Genomic DNA, 14644 nt, shown 5'->3' with positions numbered 1-14644 from the left:
GGTGAGATATGTCTCAGATACGCGACGCTGCAATGACCAGCAAGGCTTGGCCCTTTGAAGAAGCGCGCCGTATCCTCAAACGCTACCAAAAAGCGCCCCCTGAAAAGGGGCATGTGCTGTTCGAGACAGGCTATGGGCCTTCCGGACTGCCACACATCGGGACATTTGGCGAGGTTCTGCGCACCACAATGGTGCGCCGTGCCTTTGAGCAAATCTCTGATATTCCCACGCGGTTGATCTGTTTCTCTGACGATCTGGACGGTATGCGCAAGGTGCCGGGCAATGTGCCGCAGCAGGACATGCTGGCAGAACATATGCACAAACCGTTGACCTCGGTGCCCGATCCCTTCGGCACGCATGAGAGTTTTGGCCATCACAATAATGCCATGCTGCGCCGGTTCCTCGACACCTTCGGGTTCGATTATGAATTCTACTCCGCCCGCGAGTTTTACCAGACCGGGCAGTTTGACGACATTCTGCGTCGGGCGGTTGAGCGTTATGACGATGTCATGAAAGTGATGCTGAAATCCCTTCGTGAAGAGCGCCAGCAGACCTATTCCATCTTTCTACCCATCCACCCGGAGACGGGGCGGGTTCTGTATGTACCGATGAAAAATGTGGATGCTCGGAACCATACGGTCACCTTCGATGATGAGACAGGTCGTGAATGGACGCTGCCCGTGACGGGTGGCAACGTCAAACTGCAGTGGAAACCGGATTTTGGGGCACGCTGGGCTGCGCTCGACGTGGATTTCGAGATGTACGGCAAAGAACATGCGACCAATACGGCCATCTATGACCGGATCTGTGAGATACTTGGCGGCAAAAAACCGGAGCATTTCAGCTATGAGCTGTTCCTGGACGAGCACGGTCAGAAAATTTCCAAGTCGTCCGGCAACGGGATTTCTATTGATCAATGGCTGACCTATGCCAGCACTGAAAGCCTGTCGTACTTTATGTACCTCAAGCCAAAAACGGCCAAGCGGATGTATTTCGATGTCATTCCAAAGGCGGTGGACGAGTATCATCAACAACTGCGTGCCTACGAGACGCAGGATGTAATTCAACGATTGAATAATCCGGTTTGGCACATTCATTCAGGGGATGTTCCGAAGTCGAACATGCTTGTGCCCTTCTCCATGTTGCTCAATCTCGCCAGTGTTTCCGCGGCAGAAGACAAATCACAGCTTTGGGGATTCATTCAGCGCTATGCGCCTGAAACATCAGCAGAAAATAACCCTGACATGGACAAGGCGGCTGGCTTCGCCGTGCGGTACTACAATGATTTCGTGAAGCCCAAGAAAACCTACCGGCTGGCGAATGATCTCGAACGTGAGGCGCTGCTTGATCTCAGGGATCAGCTTGAGGCCTATGACGGCGCGGTCGACGATGAAGCTTTGCAGTCCATCGTTTACGCCTGTGGGCGCGAGAGATTCGATCCGCTGCGTGCATGGTTCACGGCCCTTTATGAGGTGCTGCTTGGTGCCAGTCAGGGCCCCCGTTTCGGTGGTTTCATTGCGTTATATGGTGTCGCAGAGACTGTCGCACTCATTGATCAGGCGCTGGCTGGCGAACTGGCCTCCGAGACCTGACGCTCTTGTCGCGGGGCGCAAGCGCCTTACCCTATGATCAGGCAATAGGGAGGCGCGCTATGCGCAACATGATTTTTGGTCTGATTATCTGGCTGGGGTGTGCGACCACGCTGCCCGCGCAAGAGGCCGACATACAGGCAACCATCGACAGCCAGATCGAAGCCTTTCTGGCCGATGATTTTGAAACGGCCTTTGGCTTTGCGAGCCCGACCCTGCAGCGGTTGTTCGGCACCCCGGAGAATTTCCGCAACATGGTGACCCAAGGCTATCCTATGGTCTGGCGTCCCGGCAACGTCCGCTATCTTGAGTTGCGTGAGCAAGGTGCCACGCTTTGGCAACGGGTGATGATCACCGACCGGGAGGGGCGCGTGCATGTACTGGATTACCGGATGCTCGAAACCGAAAACGGCTGGCGCATCAACGGGGTTCAGATCCTCGACAGTTCTGATTTCAGCGCGTGATGCAAACGCCGGGAACGGTGGTGTGATCCGGCTTTAACCCTTCGCAGATAATCCTTGGCGTGAGGACCAATGCGAAGGGGCATTTGAACCATGAACAAGGTGATTACTGACGGCGTGCATCTGATGCCGATCGCCTTCGCGCGGGCGCTGGATGTCTATTCCAGCGAAGATGGCACGCCCGGGACGGCCACATACGCTGACGCAGCGGACATCGCACAACTGGTCAGCGATGCAGAATTTGGCGTATGTCTTGAGCTTCGCAAAGTCGAAAAAACACAGAAGATCAGGTATATGGGGGAAATCCCCTTGTTGCCGGGCTGCTATTTGCGCATCACCGCGCGCATCAAGGTTATGGACGGGCCGCTGCCATCGGTACGTATCGCCGGCTTCGCTGGTGGCGCCGGGGGCGCACCGGTTGCCGGTGTTGTCACCACAGGACCCGCGGTGACCGTCACGAAACCGGGCACCGTGGTGGAAGTTTCCGCCATCGTGGGTGCAGGGGCGCGGCCCGGCGTGGACATGGTTTGGGGTGCCGACGCTTTATATGGTCATTTCGGCATAGACCTTACCGGTCCGGTTGGCGGGCGTGTTCGTGTTGATGATCTGATCATAGAAGATGTAACGAGTTTCTTTTTGCGTGATCTCATTGCCATGGTTGACGTTCGCGACTACGGCGCCCGTGGAGATGGCGTCACCGATGACACCGCAGCTTTCAGGGCGGCTGATGCCGCGGCACGAGGTCGACAGCTGCTTGTCAGCCAAGGCACATATCTCCTTTCCAAAAATCTGACGCTGGCGTCCGACGTCCGCTTTGAAGGCGTGGTGTCGATGCCCGACGATGCCACCTTGACGCTGTGCAGGAACTTTGACCTGCCAAGCTATATTGATGCGTTTGGCCGTTCCGACATTGCGTTTCGCAAAGGGTTTCAAGCTCTTCTGAATTCAGATGACCAAAAAAGCTTCGACCTTGGGGGTCGTTTGGTCAGCCTTGCTGAACCAATGGTATTGCGGGCCGCGCAGTCGGATTGCAATCGCCCGGTTAGGCGGCGTGTCTTGCGAAACGGCCGTATCGAAGCCCTTGGCTCACAGGCTTGGGCCAGTAAGAGTGTCAGCTGCACGGCAACCGTTTCCAAGAACGACCAACATATCCTGGAGGCCTCAGGCGAGATTGTTGACGTGCCGGTCGGTGCGTTGGTTCAGGGACAGGGTGTTGGCCCGGAAATCTATGTCCGTGCAGTCGATCCAGCGCGCCATACGATAGCGCTCAGCGCACCGTTGGAGGCGTCGGACACCTCCCGGGAATTTTCGTTTAACCGTTTCAGATATCTGTTGGATTTCAGTGGTATTGAGAAACTCAGTGGCCTCACTCTTCAAGACATCGAACTGATCTGCAACAACGTGGCCAGTGGCATCATGCTGTCGGCCTCCGGGCAGGCCTTTCAACTCAAGGACTGCGCTTTCTCGCGTCCTGGTGACCGAGGTGTGACCTCTACAGGAGAAGGTTGTTCGCAGATGCTGGTGGACCGATGCGAGATCACCGCAGACAGGGATGCGCAAGTTGTGGCTTTGAATACCAATGCCGGTGGCGTGCGGATTTTTACCTCCTACGCCAGCGGGGTTCGACATTTCGGGGTGCTGGGTGGGGCACATAACATCCTGATGGGGAACCAGACACTGAAGACCTCAGAAAATGGATCGGCATGGGTTTTCCGGCAACCTGAAGAGCCCGATACGCCGATTTGAAGACCCGCCGGCCGTTGGTCCGCGCATGTCCCCAAAACGTCGTAGTGCCCGCCTAGAACTCCAGCCAGACACCGATCTTGAATTCGGTATCGCCACCGCCGATCGCCGGAACCTCTGTCCCAATTTGCAGGGTATAGTTGCCGGTGCCGGGAACGATGAGGATGGATGGCGCGACTTTCGTGAATAGATCGCTGTCCTGATAGGTATTGAACACCTGCATCATGACCTTCCAGTGATCGCTCAGGCCTAGTCCAACCGTCCCATCCAGTTTGACCCGGGTTTCAAGCGTCGAGCCGGGCACGTTGATGCTGCTGTCCACCACGGCCCAGCCGTATCGTTCGCCAATCTTGATCCCGCGTCCCCACGACAAACCGGCTTCAATAGCTGGTTCGATGACCTGATTTTGGGACCGCGCGCCCAGCCCGAAATGCCATGCCCATTTATGGGTTGCGTCCGGGGCGCTGAGGGGAAAGCGCAGGAAAACGATGCCTGAGCCGGATTGCTGCAACGTTCGGTCAATGCCGTAAAACAAATCCGCACCAAGCGTGACATTATCGCGCAGACCATATTCCAGATAGGCGCTTCCGGCAGTGTCCTTTTCTTGTGTAATGTTGAATGACCCTGACGCGAACCCTTTGCCTTTCTCGCGCAACCACGGGCCAGCCAGAGCGATCTGCACACTGGCCAGAATCAATAACGTGGCCAGCGCAATCATCCGCGTCATAGCAGCTCTCCTGTGCCACATCATGGTTAACGAAAGTTAACAATTGGTTACGCCGGGGTGGCCCGTGTCGAAGGTTTCCTGTCAGGCGCCGGCGGATATTTCACATTGGCGGAAGGCTGCGACCGGTTCCGCAGCCCCCTGCAAAGATACCGAAACGGCCCGATCCCCGAGGGTTGCGGTCGCTATTCTATTGAATTGTAACCCATTTAGAACGTTTCCGAAACCTGTGTCGGCGACGGTGACGGATCTATTGTCATAACCCAGCTGGTGTTGATCGGTTGCAATTGCCAATTCGGCAGGGCCGGAAAACCTTAAGCCAAAGACATCTGAGTCCGGCCAGGGATCAGGCGTTTTGATCGTGATCGTATACAGAGGTTTGCTCGGATCAAACGTCAGCTCAAGAAAAACCCCGGATTCGGTGTGGGTCAAAAGGCAGGGCAGACCCGGCGTGAATTCCCAGGCCGATGCCGGTGTTGCAAAGCAAAGAAAGGTCAGAAAAACGCGCATGATTACCACTTAGCGCATCAATACACCGTTGCCAGAAAGACATGGTTTTGCGGCGTACAGCTTTGGATTTTGCCGGCTCAGAGGATGAAATCCGGCCTGCGCCTTCCTATATCACAGTGTGAATTCAACCTGTGAGGAGAAAGCTTTATGAAATGCCCCGTAGATGGAACGACATTGGTCATCACCGATCGGAGCGGTGTCGAGATCGACTATTGTCCACAATGCAGGGGTGTTTGGCTTGACCGGGGAGAGTTGGACAAGATCATTGACCGCAGCGTGACGACGCCTCCCCCTGCGCCCCAGCCGCAACGTGGCTACGATGACCGCGGAGGTTACAAGAAGAAAAAGCGCGGCAGCTTTCTTGAGGATATTTTCGATTTCTAGGCGATGCGGCTCATCAATATCATGGAGAGCACGGCACATCCCAATCCGGCGTATTCGCGGAACTTCAGCGTTTCACCGAAATAGACAGCGCCGATGATCGCAAGAGCGATCAGCGTCAGCATCGAATAAGCCACACCCGCCTGCGCCAGCGTGACGTGCTGCATCGCGTAGAACCAAAAGATCGCCGAGGCCCCGTAGATGACGACGCCCAAGAGCACGTAGTGCGAGGCGACCCCATGGCCGCCATCCGCCGCCCATTTGATCGCGAAATCTCCGATGATCACCATGAAGGCGGTGAAGAATGCGAAGAAATATCCGAAAGCCATATGGGTCATGGGGGTGCCCTTTTCATGCAACGGGGAAAGTACCCGTGCGGCTGAGTATGGCACGGACCGTGCCCGGTGGCTGTGAAGCAGGTCACAAAGGGCTTGGGGTGCTGATCAAGGGCCAACCAGTGCTACGCATAGTAGCCTCTTACCCTACCCGTCGCGCCGGGCGCGCCCGCTCATTGGCTCACCTCCGGTGAGACGAGGACGCTTCGCCCCCTTTGGCCAAGCGCGAAAGTCCACTAGGATTAAGGAACAGTCATGCTTGGAGCGGGAAATGAATTTTGACAGACTTTGGCAAGCGTATTGGGTCATGCTCTATGACGATGTTGATCCAGCGCGGGATGGGGCCATGAATTCGCCATTGCTGGCGCACTACACCTCACTAGAAAATCTGGAGAACATTCTTTCGAATGAACAAGTTTGGCTGTCCAATCCGTTGTTTATGAATGATCTAGAAGAGGTCAGATTTGGAATAAACGCAGGCGTCGATCTCATCTACAGAAACGATAACCTGCGAGAAGCGTTGGGTGCCAAAAGTAGGGCTGCGCTTTTCTACGATTTTATTGACGCTGCCTATGATACCTATGGACGTCAGCACGTTCTGGATTTGTATGTCATGTGTTTTTCGGTTCATGATCCAGTGGATTATGACGGACGCTTATCAATGTGGCGTGGATACGGAGCTAATGGTAAGGGAGCGGCCTTGGTCGTTGATGTATCCAGTCTCGAAGAGATGGAAGGAAGCCCACTTGCGCTTGCGCCAGTGGACTACGCATCGAACGATGAGCGAAAAGAGAAAATTGCCAACAAAATAGACAAAGTTGCCGCGTTCGTTAGAGCCAATGAGATTGCGGACAATCGCATTGGAAACCTGGCTCAGGCACTATTCGATAGACTTTGTGTTCTTGCAATTTTTTCTAAGCACAGAGGCTTTGATGAAGAGCAAGAGTGGCGGCTTGCCTACTTTAAAGACAGAGATCGTAAAGGTATTCTGAAACAATTCTTCAGCTACTCGAACGGTCTGCATGGTTTGCACCCAAAGCTCAAGCTGGAGATAAAACCCCTAAGCGGCGCATTATCAGAAGGCACGGAACTCACAAACATCATTGACAGGATAATAATCGGCCCTTCGGCCTCATCCCCAATCGCAAAGATGGCTGGAGAAAGAATGCTCAGATCGCTGAATAAAGAAGAGCTGATTGAAAAGCTCCATATGTCTTCTATCCCCTTCAGGTCTGGGTGAATGCTCTACCGCCCCCGCTTCCGCTTCACCCCACCACGCATCCCGCCGCGGCCCATGGTGCTGCGGCCTGAGGCTTTCTGGGCGTCGTCCACCGCTTTCTCCACCGCGTATTGTCGGGCCATGGGGTCGTCGGCGATGGCCAGGTCGACAGCCTCTAACCGTTTGACCTCATCGCGCAGGCGCGCGGCTTCTTCGAATTCGAGGTTCTCTGCGGCTTTGCGCATGTCGGTTCGCAGCCCGTCCAGCACCGCTTGCAGGTTGCCGCCGGCAAGCGGGTTGTCGATCTTGGCGGTCACGCGGGACTGGTCGGTGTCGCCCTTGTAGAGCCCGGCAAGAATGTCTTCGACGTTCTTTTTCACCGTCGCAGGCGTAATGCCGTTGGCTTCGTTATAGGCGACCTGCTTGGCGCGGCGGCGGTTGGTCTCGGCCAGCGCGCGTTCCATCGAGCCGGTGATGCGATCTGCATACATGATCACGCGGCCATCGGCGTTGCGCGCGGCGCGCCCAATGGTCTGGATCAGCGAGGTTTCGGAGCGCAAAAAACCCTCCTTATCCGCGTCGAGGATCGCCACCAGCCCGCATTCGGGGATGTCGAGACCTTCGCGCAACAGGTTGATGCCGATCAGCACGTCAAAGGCGCCCAGCCGCAAATCTCGCAGAATCTCGATACGCTCGATGGTGTCGATGTCGGAGTGCATGTAACGCACGCGGATGCCCTGCTCGTGCATGTATTCGGTCAAATCCTCCGCCATGCGTTTGGTGAGCGTGGTGCAGAGCGTGCGGTAACCATCGGCAGCCACCTTGCGCACCTCGTCGAGCAGATCATCCACCTGCATCTCGACCGGGCGGATTTCCACCTCAGGGTCCAGAAGGCCGGTCGGGCGGATCACCTGTTCGGTGAAAACCCCGCCCGTCTGCTCGATTTCCCAATTTGCGGGTGTGGCGGAAACAAAGACCGATTGCGGGCGCATCGCGTCCCATTCCTCGAACTTGAGCGGCCTGTTATCCATGCACGACGGCAGGCGGAAGCCGTGTTCGGCCAGCGTGAACTTGCGCCGGTAATCGCCCTTGTACATGCCGCCGATCTGCGGGACGGAAACGTGGGATTCATCGGCAAAGACAATCGCGTGGTCGGGGATAAATTCAAACAGCGTGGGGGGCGGTTCGCCTGGGGCACGGCCCGTCAGATACCGTGAATAATTCTCGATGCCGTTGCAGACGCCCGTGGCCTCCAGCATCTCTAGATCGAAGTTTGTGCGCTGCTCCAGCCGCTGTGCCTCGAGCAATTTACCGTCGTTGACGAGCTGGTCGAGCCTGATTTTCAACTCTTTCTTGATGCCGATGATCGCCTGCTGCATCGTGGGTTTAGGCGTCACGTAGTGGCTGTTGGCATAAACGCGGATTTGATCGAAGTTGTCGGTTTTTTCACCTGTCAGCGGGTCAAACTCGGTGATGGATTCCAGTTCTTCGCCGAAAAAAGACAACCTCCAGGCGCGGTCTTCAAGGTGGGCGGGAAAGATTTCCAAGGAATCGCCGCGTACCCGGAAAGATCCGCGCTGGAACGCCTGATCGTTGCGACGGTATTGCTGGGCCACCAGATCGGCCATGACCTGCCGCTGGTCATACATTTTCCCAACCTTCAGGTCCTGCGTCATCGCCCCGTAGGTTTCAACCGAGCCGATCCCGTAGATGCAGGAAACCGAGGCCACGATGATCACGTCGTCGCGTTCGAGCAGCGCACGGGTGGCGGAGTGGCGCATCCTGTCGATCTGCTCGTTGATCTGGCTTTCTTTCTCGATGTAGGTATCCGACCGCGCCACATAGGCCTCGGGCTGGTAGTAGTCGTAGTAGCTGACGAAATACTCTACGGCGTTCTCCGGGAAGAAGCCTTTGAACTCGCCGTAAAGCTGTGCCGCGAGCGTTTTGTTGGGCGCAAGGATGATCGCCGGGCGCTGGGTTTCTTCGATGACCTTGGCCATAGTGAAGGTTTTGCCGGTGCCGGTCGCGCCCAAAAGCACTTGATCGCGTTCGCCTGAATTGACACCTTCGGTCAGTTCCTTGATGGCGGTCGGCTGATCGCCCGCGGGATCGAATTCCGTGCTGAGGACAAATTTCTTGCCGCCCTCGAGTTTGAGGCGGTCGCGGACATTCGGGGCGGGGTTGGCCATCACTTGTGGCACGTCAGAGGAATCAGTCTGGGCGTAGGGCATGTGCAATCCTTGGGGGTTCCCCCATAGGTGCCATGTTTTGACGCAGGATCAAGGGCAGTCTCGCGGCTGCTGACAAATACTGTCAGTAATGCCCAGGGTTGCCTCTAGGTGAGCAGGCCCAGACTTCGGAATGAACTTTCACTGTTCTTTCCGATGATCACATGATCATGGACCCGGGCGTCAATGGCTTCGCAGGCGCGCACGATGGCATCGGTCATGGATACATCCGCCTGGCTGGGCGAAGGATCGCCGGACGGGTGGTTGTGCACCAGGATGAGCGCGGATGCATTGAGTTCCAGCGCACGTTTGACCACTTCGCGCGGATAGACCGGCACGTGATTCACAGTGCCGCGGGCCTGCTCCTCATCCGCTATCACGACGTTCTTGGTGTCGAGGTAAAGAATACGGAACTGTTCTGTATCCCGGTGCGCCATTGCCGTCCGGCAATATTCAATGAGGTCGTCCCAGCAGGACAGGGCGCAGCGTTGCAGAACCTTGGCTTGTGCCATGCGTTGCGCGAAAGATTCCGCCAGTTTCAATTGCAGATAGACTTTCTCGGTGGTGCCCCGAACCTGCAACAAACGGTGCTTTGACGCGGCGACCACGCCGTTCAGATCCCCGAAAGTTGAGAGTAGCCTTTTGGCCAAGGGTTTGACGTCAATGCGCTCGATGGCGTTGAACAAAAGCAGCTCCAGCAATTCGTACTCTGGCATCGGGGCGTGTCCGCCGGCCAGAAAGCGCGTGCGCAGCCGTTGCCTGTGCCCAATGTAATGGGGTGTCGGAGCGCCGCCGGCACTTGCAAATTCCCCGGCCTCAAGCGGTTTGGTCACGACACCGCTTGGAATCCGACGTTCCAGTTCTTCCAGACCGCGAAGGGCAGCCTCCGAAAATCCATTTCTCATGATCACACGCATCAACCTCGTTTGAAGCCAGTGAGTCGAATGTTGGAAAATCTAGGTTAGCGAATGTTTAACAACGCCCCCGACAATGACGATTATCTGCGGTTGGTGTGAAAATTTCTCCATCCGGTGGCAAAGACCCCACGATTAAGCAAGCGGGATTTCACATCTTGCTCCAGTCGTGAAAATCCCGGATATACTAAAAGCCGGATCATCGGGAGAAGAGCTATGCGCGCACGCATCTACCAGCCAGCCAGGACGGCGATGCAGTCTGGGACTGCAAAGACCCATAGTTGGGTCCTGGATTTTGCGCCTGCGTCTTCGCGTGAAGTGGACCCGTTGATGGGGTGGACGTCATCAACGGACACGCAATCCCAGGTCAAACTGCGCTTCGCCACGAAAGAAGCCGCTTTGGAATATGCCAGCGAAAATGGCATCGACGCCGACGTGCTGGAACCCAAGAAACGCAAACCCAATATCCGTCCCGGTGGGTATGGCGAAAACTTCGCGACCGGCAGGCGAGGTGCCTGGACGCACTGATGGCCTTTGACGTCGGGCCCACTTTGGCCACGCAAGCGGATGTTGCCCATCTGTTGGATCGACATTTTGAGTTGATGCGATCACAATCGCCGCCCGAGAGCTGTCACGTACTCCCCTCGGAGGCCCTGTCGGCAGATGATATCCACCTTTTTGTCCTGCGGGAGAACGGTCAGGCACTTGCCATTGGCGCAATTCGCACCATGGGAGATTGGGGTGAGTTGAAGTCCATGCATACCGCCTCAGAGGCGCGCGGTCGCGGTGCCGGGCGGGCCATGCTCGCAGCTTTGATCGACGCAGCAACGGGCTTGGGCCTGCATCAGCTGAAGCTTGAAACCGGGTCGGGGCCCGAGCACGCCGCGGCCCGGGCACTATACCTCAGCGCGGGTTTTGCCGAATGCCCGCCATTCGGGGACTACACAGAGGACCCGCTGAGCGTTTTCATGCAGCGTACGATCTGAGATTTGCGCGCGGTAGCATGCGGGTGCCCTGCCGATCGTCCCATGGCCCAACGGTATTCACTGGAAACAGGCTTTCGTTGCCCTAAGCGCACAATGCCTCGGTAAACTCTTTGGCCACTTTCCTGCGTCTTTTCCAATCAAACTTGTCGCTGGGCGTGTTCTAATCTCTCGCCATGGGCTAGCGTACCCACGAGATCGAGACGGCTTGATTGCTGCGTCTTGCCCACCTGCTGTTGATCGTTTAGACGTCGCGCAATGGAGGGCCCTTAGCTCAGCTGGATAGAGCAGCCGACTTCTAATCGGCAGGTCGAGGGTTCGAATCCTTCAGGGCCCGCCACCAAGACCGCCTGTCCATTCGAGGCCGGATTGTTTTGAGTTCAAGCGAGGCCCACTCGCAATTTCTAAAGTACAATCTCGCCAATCAGCGCGGCCCAGGAGGCGCCATGCATATCCCGGTCGTCGATGGCACCTTGTACCGTGGGGCGGGGCAGGGAGAATTTGACGACGTTCAACTCGGGGATGTCAAAACGTTTGAGGGACTGTTCTTCCGCGCCGAAAACCGCCGCCACGCGGCTGGTGCTCAGGCCGCCAGAGACCTGATCAAAAGCTTCGGCCGTGCCGCAGAAAATGTCGATGGTCAGCCAGAAAGGGCCAGCGTTCTTGCTGCGGATTTTGCTCACAAGGCTGCGCAGGTCAGTCAATGTCAATCACCTCAAGCCCGAAGGCCTCCATGGGATCATTCAGGTGCAACACGTGGTTCAGGGCAAATTCGTACACCTGCCCCTGATGCATTTCGGGCGGTGAGGAAAGAAAGGCAAAGGTGGGCTGTTCTTCTTCCTGTGTCAGCGGGTGGTGCAGCAGGTAAGGGTTCAGCAATTTGCCGATCTCAGCGGCCTGCGCCTCCGACGGTGCGGTGATAATCCCGATCACGCCGATTTCAAAGGGTGTGGCGGTTTGCGTCTCCAGCGCGCCGAAACTGGCGGAATGCCCGATCAGGCGCAACTCCAGCGTGAAGTCTTCGGCATCAAGCGCCATGCGCTCGATCACCTTTGCGCGGCATTTGCCTTCGATGTCCTTTGCCCAAAGGGCGGCATTGGCCACGTAATGCGGATCGCGCAGCAGCGCCATGACCACCGTTCGGAACCCGGCGGGGCGCGCGCCTTCCAGCTTGACCGTGTAGCGGTCCGAAGCCACCCATTCGGAGCCTTCGACGCGCACCGATGTCCCATCGACCGCGCTGTATTTCGCCGCTGTCACATCCAGATGCCCCCCCGGTTCATAAAGGATGAAAGGGTCGGAATTCTCATAGAGCATATGGGCAGACACCGTGTGCGGGCTGGCGTGCGCCCCATCCGCCAGCGGTGTGACGGTGAAGCCGGTGGCATCAAAGTCGATCATGATCACGCCCGATTGCGGGTTGGTGGCGCAAAGGGCACCGCATTCGCCAATCTTGGCACCATGCCAGGCCCCGCCCGCGTGGCACTCCCGCATCAGGGGCAGGGCGGCGATGATGGCCGTGTCGGTGGTGCGGCCTGCTATGATGATGTCGGCCCCGGTTTCAAGGGCGGCTGCGATCTGTTCCGCCCCGGCAAGGGTCACGATGTTTGAACAGGCGCGGATGTCTTCTGATGTCACCTCCGGCGCATTGGCCAGCGGCATGATCTGGCCTGCCTCGAACGCCTGCGCTAAGGCGTCCGGGTTCTGGGAACTGCGCAGCACGGCAATTTTGAGAGGCCGCGCCTGTTCGGCGGCAATTTCGCGGGTGATGTCGAGCATCCAGTCCACAGCGCTGTCCGCCCCGCAGGTGCCAGCGGTGCCGATGACCAGCGGCACATTGGCCTCTGCCCGCGCCGCCATCAGCCCGGCCCATTCCAGCTTGGTCGAGGCGCGCGCGTATTTCGACACGCCCCGCCCCAGATAGGACGGCCCGCTGTCGGTGGAGCCGCCGTCGATGGCGATGATGTCAGGCTTTGCCGCGATCCCGCGCTGCAAAGCCTGCTTGTCGTAATTCAGCCCCAGCGCGCCGGAAGGGACAAGTACCCGTACCATCAGTCCTCATGCGCCTCCGGTTTTTTCAGAATGCCGCGCAGGAACATAGGGGCGACAAAACCCGCGATGGCCGCGACCCAGAAACCAATAGCGATGGGTGAAGAGAAAAGATACATCGGATCGCCGTCCGACAGGGTCATGGCACGGCGCAGCGCGTCCTCCATATTGCCCCCCAGCAGAATGCCCAGAATGACAGGCACGGTCGGCACATCCAGCTTGCGCAGGAAATAGCCCAGAATGCCGAAGCCGATCATCAGCAGCAGATCGAAATAGCTGCCCGAGAGCGAATAGATGCCCACGAAAGAGATCATCGTGACGCCCGGCAACAGCACCCATGCAGGCACCATCAGGATTTTCACGAAAATCTTGACCATCGGCACGTTCATCAGCAGCAGCACCACATTGGCGATCAGCAGCGAGGCGATGAGACCCCAGACCACATCGGCGCGCTCGGTGAAAAGCGTAGGCCCCGGGGTGATGTTCAGCGTCATCAGCAGCGCCAGCAACACGGCCGTAGTCCCGGAGCCAGGAACGCCCAGCGTCAGCATCGGCACCAGCGCGCCACCGGCGGCGGCGTTGTTGCCAGCCTCGGGGGCAGCAATCCCCTTGGGCGCGCCGGTGCCAAAACCGCCATTGGGGCCGGCCACGGATTTTTCGGTCATATAGGCCAGGAAAGACCCCAGTGAGGCCCCCGCACCGGGCAGAATACCGGCGATAAAACCCACGCCAGAGGCGCGCAGCATGGTCCATTTGGTGGCCATGATGTCCTTCCACGGGATCGTGACCTTTTCCAGCTTCACCCCGATGGAGGAGCCTTTGCCGTGGCTTTCGATGAAAAAGAAGACCTCCGCGATGGCGAAAAGGCCAACGATGGCAACAAGGAAATCAATGCCGTCGAAAAGGTGCAGATTGCCGCCCGTCAGTCGCGGAAGACCAGAGGAGCTGTCCACGCCGATCATCGCGATGCCAAGGCCGATACAGGCCGCCAGCGCCGCCTTGGCCTGATTGTTCGAGGCCATGCCCCCCAGCGTACAGAAGGCCAGCAGGTAAAGCGCGAAATACTCCGCCGGGCCGAAATAAAAGGCCACGCGGGCCAGCGTGGGGGCCAGCAGCATCAAACCGATGGTGGCCAGCAGTGCGCCCACGAAAGACGCAACACCGGAGAGCACCAGCGCATCCCCGGCGCGGCCCTGTTTGGCCATTGGGTAGCCGTCGAGCGTGGTCATCAGCGCAGGCTCGTCGCCCGGAATATTCAGCAGGATCGAAGAGATGCGCCCGCCATACATCGCGCCGTAGTAGACTGATGTCATCAGCACCAGCGCGGAGGTCGCATCAAGGCCGAGCGTAAAGGTGATCGGGATCAGGATCGCCACACCGTTCGAGGGGCCGAGACCCGGCAGCGCGCCGATGATGGTGCCCAGAAAGCAGCCGCAGACAGCCAGAAAAAGGGTGTAAGGCGACAGGGCCACGCCAAAGCCGATGGCCAGATTTGCGAGGATGTCCAT

15 protein-coding genes and 1 tRNA gene are annotated in these 14644 nt (G+C 57.6%); 8 read left to right on the top strand and 8 right to left on the bottom strand.

The window, feature by feature from the left end:
- Positions 1-8 precede the first annotated feature (8 nt).
- From ACOTTU_RS11685 to ACOTTU_RS11675, 3 genes are all read left to right on the top strand, one after another.
- On the top strand, positions 9-1592 hold the full coding sequence (locus ACOTTU_RS11685; RefSeq protein WP_425658156.1) for a lysine--tRNA ligase: 1584 nt from the start codon (positions 9-11) through the stop codon (positions 1590-1592).
- A 59-nt stretch (positions 1593-1651) separates the two neighbouring features.
- Positions 1652-2053 (top strand): DUF4864 domain-containing protein, encoded by a 402-nt coding sequence (locus ACOTTU_RS11680; RefSeq protein WP_425658154.1) that lies wholly within the window; start codon positions 1652-1654, stop codon positions 2051-2053.
- A gap of 90 nt (positions 2054-2143) precedes the next feature.
- Positions 2144-3796: a glycosyl hydrolase family 28-related protein gene (locus ACOTTU_RS11675; protein ID WP_425658152.1), complete on the top strand. Its 1653-nt coding sequence runs from the start codon at positions 2144-2146 to the stop codon at positions 3794-3796.
- A gap of 52 nt (positions 3797-3848) precedes the next feature.
- On the opposite strand, the gene ACOTTU_RS11670 is transcribed toward ACOTTU_RS11675, so the two are convergent.
- Positions 3849-4520, bottom strand: coding sequence for a hypothetical protein (locus ACOTTU_RS11670; RefSeq protein WP_298919416.1), 672 nt, complete (start codon positions 4518-4520; stop codon positions 3849-3851).
- Positions 4521-4601: 81 nt separating this feature from the next.
- The gene (locus ACOTTU_RS11665) at positions 4602-5027 is read right to left on the bottom strand and encodes a hypothetical protein (protein ID WP_425658150.1); all 426 of its coding nucleotides are present in this window, start codon (positions 5025-5027) and stop codon (positions 4602-4604) included.
- A gap of 147 nt (positions 5028-5174) precedes the next feature.
- On the opposite strand from ACOTTU_RS11665, the gene ACOTTU_RS11660 reads away from it, so the two are divergent.
- Entirely contained in the window at positions 5175-5411 is a 237-nt protein-coding gene (locus ACOTTU_RS11660; RefSeq protein ID WP_298919412.1) for a zf-TFIIB domain-containing protein, read from the top strand.
- On the opposite strand, the gene ACOTTU_RS11655 is transcribed toward ACOTTU_RS11660, so the two are convergent.
- The gene (locus ACOTTU_RS11655) at positions 5408-5746 is read right to left on the bottom strand and encodes an EamA family transporter (RefSeq protein ID WP_298919411.1); all 339 of its coding nucleotides are present in this window, start codon (positions 5744-5746) and stop codon (positions 5408-5410) included. The two genes, ACOTTU_RS11660 and ACOTTU_RS11655, sit on opposite strands and share 4 nt — an antisense overlap.
- Before the next feature lie 304 nt (positions 5747-6050).
- Between ACOTTU_RS11655 and ACOTTU_RS11650 the strand changes: the two genes are divergently transcribed.
- Positions 6051-6983, top strand: a complete 933-nt coding sequence (locus ACOTTU_RS11650; RefSeq protein WP_425658148.1) for a DUF2971 domain-containing protein — start codon at positions 6051-6053, stop codon at positions 6981-6983.
- A 5-nt stretch (positions 6984-6988) separates the two neighbouring features.
- Here ACOTTU_RS11650 and uvrB read toward each other — a convergent pair whose 3' ends face one another.
- A complete protein-coding gene (gene uvrB / locus ACOTTU_RS11645; protein WP_425658146.1) occupies positions 6989-9193 on the bottom strand; it encodes an excinuclease ABC subunit UvrB in 2205 nt (734 codons plus the stop codon).
- 104 nt (positions 9194-9297) lie between these two features.
- Positions 9298-10095 carry a RadC family protein gene (gene radC, locus ACOTTU_RS11640; protein ID WP_298919407.1) on the bottom strand — a complete coding sequence of 266 codons (798 nt, stop codon included), beginning with the start codon at positions 10093-10095 and terminating at the stop codon, positions 9298-9300.
- A gap of 225 nt (positions 10096-10320) precedes the next feature.
- Between radC and ACOTTU_RS11635 the strand changes: the two genes are divergently transcribed.
- The 3 genes from ACOTTU_RS11635 to ACOTTU_RS11625 all read left to right on the top strand — a co-directional run bounded on the left by ACOTTU_RS11635 (position 10321) and on the right by ACOTTU_RS11625 (position 11427).
- A complete protein-coding gene (locus tag ACOTTU_RS11635; RefSeq protein ID WP_298919405.1) occupies positions 10321-10632 on the top strand; it encodes an ETC complex I subunit in 312 nt (103 codons plus the stop codon).
- Entirely contained in the window at positions 10632-11090 is a 459-nt protein-coding gene (locus ACOTTU_RS11630) for a GNAT family N-acetyltransferase (RefSeq protein ID WP_425658144.1), read from the top strand. Before ACOTTU_RS11635 ends, ACOTTU_RS11630 begins: the two co-directional genes overlap by 1 nt.
- 260 nt (positions 11091-11350) lie before the next feature.
- A tRNA-Arg gene (locus ACOTTU_RS11625) sits at positions 11351-11427 on the top strand.
- Between the two features lie 64 nt (positions 11428-11491).
- On the opposite strand, the gene ACOTTU_RS11620 is transcribed toward ACOTTU_RS11625, so the two are convergent.
- Genes ACOTTU_RS11620 through ACOTTU_RS11610 form a run of 3 tightly spaced genes read right to left on the bottom strand, consistent with a single transcriptional unit; the run spans position 11492 to position 14644 of the window.
- Positions 11492-11791, bottom strand: a complete 300-nt coding sequence (locus ACOTTU_RS11620) for a DUF4387 family protein (RefSeq protein ID WP_425658142.1) — start codon at positions 11789-11791, stop codon at positions 11492-11494.
- Positions 11784-13139: an acyclic terpene utilization AtuA family protein gene (locus ACOTTU_RS11615; protein WP_425658140.1), complete on the bottom strand. Its 1356-nt coding sequence runs from the start codon at positions 13137-13139 to the stop codon at positions 11784-11786. Before ACOTTU_RS11615 ends, ACOTTU_RS11620 begins: the two co-directional genes overlap by 8 nt.
- On the bottom strand, positions 13139-14644 hold the full coding sequence (locus ACOTTU_RS11610; RefSeq protein WP_425658138.1) for a tripartite tricarboxylate transporter permease: 1506 nt from the start codon (positions 14642-14644) through the stop codon (positions 13139-13141). The genes ACOTTU_RS11615 and ACOTTU_RS11610 overlap by 1 nt, the downstream gene beginning before the upstream one ends.

The sequence above is a fragment of the Roseobacter sp. EG26 genome (assembly GCF_049830555.1).
In the GTDB taxonomy this organism is placed as follows: Bacteria; Pseudomonadota; Alphaproteobacteria; order Rhodobacterales; family Rhodobacteraceae; genus Roseobacter.
Note: the sequence above shows the minus strand (reverse complement) of the source record. Positions and strands in the feature narration are given on the sequence as shown.